Origin of the sequence: Pseudooceanicola lipolyticus, from assembly GCF_002786325.1 — a bacterium.
Classification (GTDB): Bacteria; Pseudomonadota; Alphaproteobacteria; order Rhodobacterales; family Rhodobacteraceae; genus Pseudooceanicola_C; species Pseudooceanicola_C lipolyticus.
The window spans coordinates 1-6,027 of sequence record NZ_PGTB01000195.1; the positions used below are offsets into that span (position 1 = coordinate 1).

Consider the following 6,027-nt stretch of genomic DNA (forward strand, 5'->3'; position numbering starts at 1 on the left):
CGGCATTGGCGCTGCCCAGCGGGCGCGTCGGCGCGCCAGCGGTAAAACTGCGACCGCTGCCGCCCAGCGGTGGAAAGCCGCTTTGCGAGATCTCGGCCGCGCCGCCATCCGAAACCACGGCCGCCTCGTCGCCGCCGACCTCGCGGCGGAACACCAGCACGTTGCGCCAGTTCGTGGTGGTGCCGGTCAGCCCGCTGCGCTCTTCGCTGGGCAGCATGTCGGCGCGCAGATATTCCCAGCCCTCGGCCGCCAGGATGTTCAGCGTCGTTTCGATAGAATGGGCGAACCGGTCCTGCGGGGTTTTCACCCCCTTGGCCTTCTGGCCCTTGGCCGGGGCGGGAACCACCTTGTATTCGTAGCGGGGCATAAAGGGCCTTTTCAGTCAGGAATCCGGGGGCAATCTAGCAGCTTTGCAGGCGCAGAAAAGGGCAATGCCCGTCTCAGGCGGTCTTGCGCCGGATCGCGATGGCGCCGCCCGCCGCCTCGGGGCGGGGCAGGGCGGCGTGATCGCGCCCCATCGCGGCAATGCGCGCGGCGACGTCCTCGGGGAAGGGGGCCACCCGCGGGCCGGACTGGTCGATCGACAGGAACAGCGATTCCCCCGTGGCCGCCAGCCAGCCATCGGCATGGAACAGTTCCTGATAGGTATGGATGCGCTTGGCGTCGTAATCGAGGATCTGGCAGGTGGCGATTGCCGCGTCGCCCTCGTGCAGCTCGCGCAGATAGCGGATGTGGAACTCGGCGGTATAGGTGGTCATGCCGCGGGCCTCGCGGTAATCCGGGCCCAGGCCGAATGCCTCCCACAGCTGGTCGATGCCGCGGTCGAACAGCACCGAGTAGAAGGCCATGTTCAGATGGCCGTTATAGTCGATCCAGTCGGCTTCGACTTGCATCGGGGATGACCGGAACAGCTGCGTCATCACGGATCCTCTCGGCGGCTTACAGGCCCAGCTTGGCGGTCACGATCTCGTTCACCGCCTTGGGATTGGCCTTGCCACCGGTTGCCTTCATCACCTGGCCGACGAACCAGCCGGCAAGCTTGGGGTTCTGCTTGGCCTTGTCCACCTGGCCGGGATTGGCGGCGATCACCTCGTCCACCGCCGCCTCGATGGCGCCGGTATCGGTGACCTGCTTCATGCCGCGTTCGGCGACGATCTGGCTGGGGTCGCCGCCCTCGGCATAGACGATCTCGAACAGGTCCTTGGCGATCTTGCCGGAAATGTCACCCTTCTGGATCAAGTTGATGATCCCGCCCAGCTGCGCCGGGCTGACCGGGCTGTCGCCGATGCCCTTGTCGCCATCCTTCTTCAGCCGGCCGAACAGGTCGTTGATCACCCAGTTGGCGGCCAGCTTGCCGTCCGAGGCATTGGCCACCTCCTCGAAATAGGCGGCATTTTCATGTTCGGCGGTCAGCACGTCGGCATCGTAATCCGACAGGCCGTAATCGGCCATGAACCGGGCCTTTTTCTGGTCGGGCAGCTCCGGCAGGCTTGCGGCGATGTCGTCGACCCAGCCCTGCTCGATCTCCAGCGGCAGCAGGTCGGGATCGGGGAAATAGCGGTAGTCATGCGCCTCTTCCTTCGACCGCATCGACCGGGTCTCGCCCTTGTCGGGGTCGTAGAGGCGGGTTTCCTGCTCGATCTCGCCGCCGGCTTCGACGATGGCGATCTGGCGCTTTGCCTCGTAGTCGATGGCGGCCTGGATGAAACGCATCGAGTTCATGTTCTTGATCTCGCAGCGGGTGCCCAGATGCGAGAAATCCTGCGTTTCCTGGTATTTCTCATAGGCGCCCGGCCGGCAGATCGACACGTTGACATCGGCGCGCAGGTTGCCGTTCTGCATGTTGCCGTCGCAGGTGCCGAGATAGCGCAGGATCTGGCGCAGCTTGGCGATATAGGCCGCCGCCTCCTCGGGGCCGCGAATATCCGGGCGGCTGACGATCTCCATCAGCGCCACGCCGGTGCGGTTGAGATCGACAAAAGACATGTTGGGATCCATGTCGTGGATCGACTTGCCGGCATCCTGTTCCAGGTGAATGCGCTCGATCCGCACCAGGCGGGCGATCCCGGCGCCCATCTCGACCAGAACCTCGCCCTCACCGACAATCGGATGATACAGCTGGGAAATCTGATAGCCCTGCGGCAGGTCGGGATAGAAGTAATTCTTGCGGTCGAAGGCCGAGTTCAGGTTGATCTGCGCCTTCAGACCCAGCCCGGTGCGCACCGCCTGCGCGACGCAGAACTCGTTGATCACCGGCAACATGCCGGGCATCGCCGCATCCACGAAGGCGACGTTGGAATTCGGCTCGGCGCCGAACTCGGTCGAGGCGCCGGAAAACAGTTTTGCCTTCGAGCTGACCTGCGCATGCACCTCCATGCCGATCACCAGTTCCCAATCGTGTTTGGCTCCGGCGATGATCTTTGGCTTGGGTGCCTCGTAGGTCAGATCCAGCATGTTGTCGGCCTCTTGTCGCGTTGCGCTCCCGGTTCTAGGCCAGCACCGTCAGCGGGGCAAGAGGCGGCGGTGCCAAGGTGCGCGGCGCCGGGCCTTTGCCGCGGAAAACACCTCGCAAGCGGCGCTTTACCCTGCGCGGTCACGGCGATATAAGCCGAGCCATGCCCGTTCTGCGCGTCATACCGATCCGAATTACCGGCCCGGCGGTCTGAACCCTTCAGACGCCGGACAAAGGTGTTGTGACCCGGCACCGACCCGATTAGACCCAGCCCGCAATTCCCGTATCCGAAGGACGCCGACATGTGCGCGGACAGCCCCGATTACAAAGACACCCTGAACCTTCCTAAAACCGATTTCCCGATGCGCGCCGGCCTGCCCAAGCGCGAGCCCGACTGGCTGGCCCGCTGGGAGCGGATCGGGGTCTATGACCGGCTGCGCGAGAAACCGGGACGGCAGAGCTTCATCCTGCATGACGGGCCGCCCTATGCCAACGGGCACCTGCATATCGGCCACGCGCTGAACAAGACGATCAAGGACATGATCGTGCGCAGCCACCAGATGATGGGGTTCGACGCGCGCTATGTGCCCGGCTGGGATTGCCACGGGCTGCCGATCGAATGGAAGATCGAGGAACAGTACCGCGCCAAGGGGCAGGACAAGGACGCGGTGCCGGTGATCGATTTTCGCCAGGAATGCCGCAAATTCGCCGAGGGCTGGGTGGATATCCAGCGCCAGGAATTCCAGCGCCTGGGCGTGACCGGCAACTGGGCCGATCCCTACCTGACGATGGATTTCCATGCCGAGGCGGTGATTGCCGGGGAATTCATGAAATTCCTGATGAACGGCACGCTGTACCAGGGCTCGAAACCGGTGATGTGGTCGCCGGTGGAACAGACCGCCCTGGCCGAGGCCGAGGTCGAATATCACGACAAGGAAAGCTTTACCGTCTGGGTCAAGTTCCGGGTGATCGAGGGCGGCGCCGCCGAGATGCCGGAGGGCCGCGAGGGCGGCGATTTCGACACCGCCAACCAGGCGCTGCTGGCCAAGGATCTGAAAGGCGCCTTCGTGGTGATCTGGACCACCACGCCCTGGACCATGCCGTCGAACAAGGCGGTCGTGTTTGGCGAGGACATCTCCTATGGCCTCTACGAGGTGACCGGCCGGCCCGAGGAATGCTGGGCGCGGATCGGTGACCGCTATATCCTGGCCGACAAGCTGGCCGCCGACGTTCTGGGCCGGGCGCGGCTGGACGACGGCATGTATCGCCGCCTGCGCGATGTCACCACGCAGGAATTGTCGACCCTGCGCCTGACCCACCCGCTGGCCGGCGCCGAAGGGGCCAACGGCGAATGGGACGCGCCGCGCGATTTCCGCGCCGCCGATTTCGTCACCGACGAGGAAGGCACCGGCTTCGTGCATTGTGCGCCCAGCCACGGGATGGAAGAGTTCGAGCTCTACCGCGATCTCGGAATGCTGGAACAGGTCATCACCTATAACGTGCTGGAAGACGGCAGCTTCCGCGCCGATCTGCCGTTTTTCGGCGGCACCGCGATCCTCAAGCCCAACGGCAAGGAGGGCAATGCCAACAAGGCGGTGATCGACAAGCTGATCGAGGTCGGCGGCCTTTTAGCGCGCGGCAAGATCAAACATTCCTACCCGCATTCCTGGCGCTCAAAAGCGCCGGTGATCTACCGCAACACGCCGCAATGGTTTGCCGCCATCGACCGCGCCGTCGGCGACGGTCAGGACACCCATGGGACCACCATCCGCGAACGCGCGCTGAACTCGATCGACCAACTGGTGAAATGGACGCCGAAAACCGGGCGCAACCGGCTCTATTCGATGATCGAGGCGCGGCCCGACTGGGTGCTGAGCCGCCAGCGCGCCTGGGGCGTGCCGCTGACCTGTTTCGTGAAGAAGGGCGCATTGCCCGGCGATGCGGATTTCCTGCTGCGCGATCCCAAGGTCAATGCGCGCATCCTCGAGGCGTTCGAGGCCGAAGGCGCCGATGCCTGGTATCAGGACGGCGCGAAAGCCCGGTTCCTGGGCGGCGATTACGCGCCCGAGGACTATGAGCAGGTCTTCGACATTCTGGACGTGTGGTTCGATTCCGGCTCCACCCATGCCTTCGTGCTGCGCGACCGCGCCGATGGCACCCCGGACGGCATCGCCGATGTCTATATGGAGGGCACCGACCAGCATCGCGGCTGGTTCCATTCCTCGATGTTGCAGGCCTGCGGCACCCTGGGCCGCGCGCCGTATCGCAACGTGGTGACCCATGGTTTCACGCTGGACGAGAAGGGCAACAAGATGTCCAAATCGCTCGGCAACACCATCCTGCCCGAGGAAGTGGTCAAGCAATACGGCGCCGATATCCTGCGGCTGTGGGTGGCGCAGGTGGATTACACCGCCGATCAGCGCATCGGCCCCGAGATCCTGAAAGGTGTCGCCGACAGCTATCGCCGCCTGCGCAACACTATGCGTTTCATGCTGGGCTCGCTGGGCGATTTTTCCGAAGCCGACCGGATCGACCCGGCCGAGATGCCCGAACTGGAGCGCTGGATCCTGCACCGCCTGGCCGAGCTGGACGAGGTGGTGCGCCAGGGCTATGCCGCCTTCGATTTCCAGGGCGTCTTCGCGGCGGTGTTCAACTTTGCCACCGTCGACCTGTCGGCCTTCTATTTCGATATCCGCAAGGACGCGCTTTATTGCGACGGCGACACGCCGCGCCGGCGCGCGGCGCGCACGGTGCTGGACCTGCTGTTCCACCGGCTAACCACCTGGCTGGCGCCGATCCTGGTCTTCACCATGGAAGAGGTCTGGCTGGAACGCTTCCCGGGCGAGGACAGCTCGGTGCACCTGGTCGACATCCCCGAAACACCGGCCGCCTGGCGCGATGCCGATCTGGCGCAGAAATGGGCCGGCATCCGCCGCGCCCGCCGGGTGGTGACCGCGGCGCTGGAAGTGCAGCGCAGCGACAAGGTGATCGGGGCCTCGCTGGAGGCGGCGCCGGTGGTGCATGTCGAGGATGCGGCGCTTCTGAAGGCGCTGAAATCGGTGAATTTCGACGATATCTGCATCACCTCGCATATCGCGCTGACCGGCGATCCCAGCCCCTCCGAGGCGTTCCGCCTGCCCGAGGTGGAGGGCATCGGCGTGGTGTTCGAAAAGGCCGAGGGCAGCAAGTGCATGCGCTGCTGGAAGATCCTGCCGGACGTCGGCACACATGCACATGAAGGTGTCTGCGCCCGCTGCGACAGCGCGCTGGCCTAGGGCCTGCTGCCGGGGGCGGATGCGCCCCCGGATTTGTTTCCGCTAACCTTAATGTTTACGATGGGTTGAGCGCCTGTCCCGGCCGGGACAGGCTCAGTCCCAGCAGCTGACCAGCACGGTCATCCCGTCGGCGAGGCGGTTCATCTCGTCGGGGCTGATCGCGCCGCGCTCGGTGCTTTCCGCCGGGGTCAGACCGGCCCGCGCCAGCACGCTGCGCAGCGCCGTCGCATCGGCGGCCAGGCTGACATTCTCCGGCAACTGGCGGCCGCCCGAGGGCGGCGGCAGCAGCATCCCCAACAC

4 protein-coding genes and 1 pseudogene are annotated in these 6,027 nt (G+C 64.9%); 1 reads left to right on the forward strand and 4 read right to left on the reverse strand.

Annotation, left to right across the window (positions count from 1 at the left end; translation table 11 throughout):
• The 3 genes from CVM52_RS27810 to gatB form a co-directional block, all read right to left on the reverse strand.
• A partial coding sequence (locus tag CVM52_RS27810; RefSeq protein WP_240621042.1) for a DUF4177 domain-containing protein occupies positions 1 to 367 on the reverse strand: 367 nt, incomplete at its 3' end.
• Positions 368 to 440: 73 nt separating this feature from the next.
• On the reverse strand, positions 441 to 920 hold the full coding sequence (locus tag CVM52_RS22765; protein ID WP_100164654.1) for a thioesterase family protein: 480 nt from the start codon (positions 918 to 920) through the stop codon (positions 441 to 443).
• Between the two features lie 19 nt (positions 921 to 939).
• Entirely contained in the window at positions 940 to 2,454 is a 1,515-nt protein-coding gene (gene gatB, locus CVM52_RS22770; protein WP_100164655.1) for an Asp-tRNA(Asn)/Glu-tRNA(Gln) amidotransferase subunit GatB, read from the reverse strand.
• 300 nt (positions 2,455 to 2,754) lie between these two features.
• Between gatB and ileS the strand changes: the two genes are divergently transcribed.
• Positions 2,755 to 5,727: an isoleucine--tRNA ligase gene (gene ileS, locus CVM52_RS22775; RefSeq protein WP_100164656.1), complete on the forward strand. Its 2,973-nt coding sequence runs from the start codon at positions 2,755 to 2,757 to the stop codon at positions 5,725 to 5,727.
• Between the two features lie 93 nt (positions 5,728 to 5,820).
• Here ileS and CVM52_RS27120 read toward each other — a convergent pair.
• Positions 5,821 to 6,027 (reverse strand): annotated as a pseudogene (locus CVM52_RS27120) (peptidoglycan-binding protein); the annotation flags it as partial.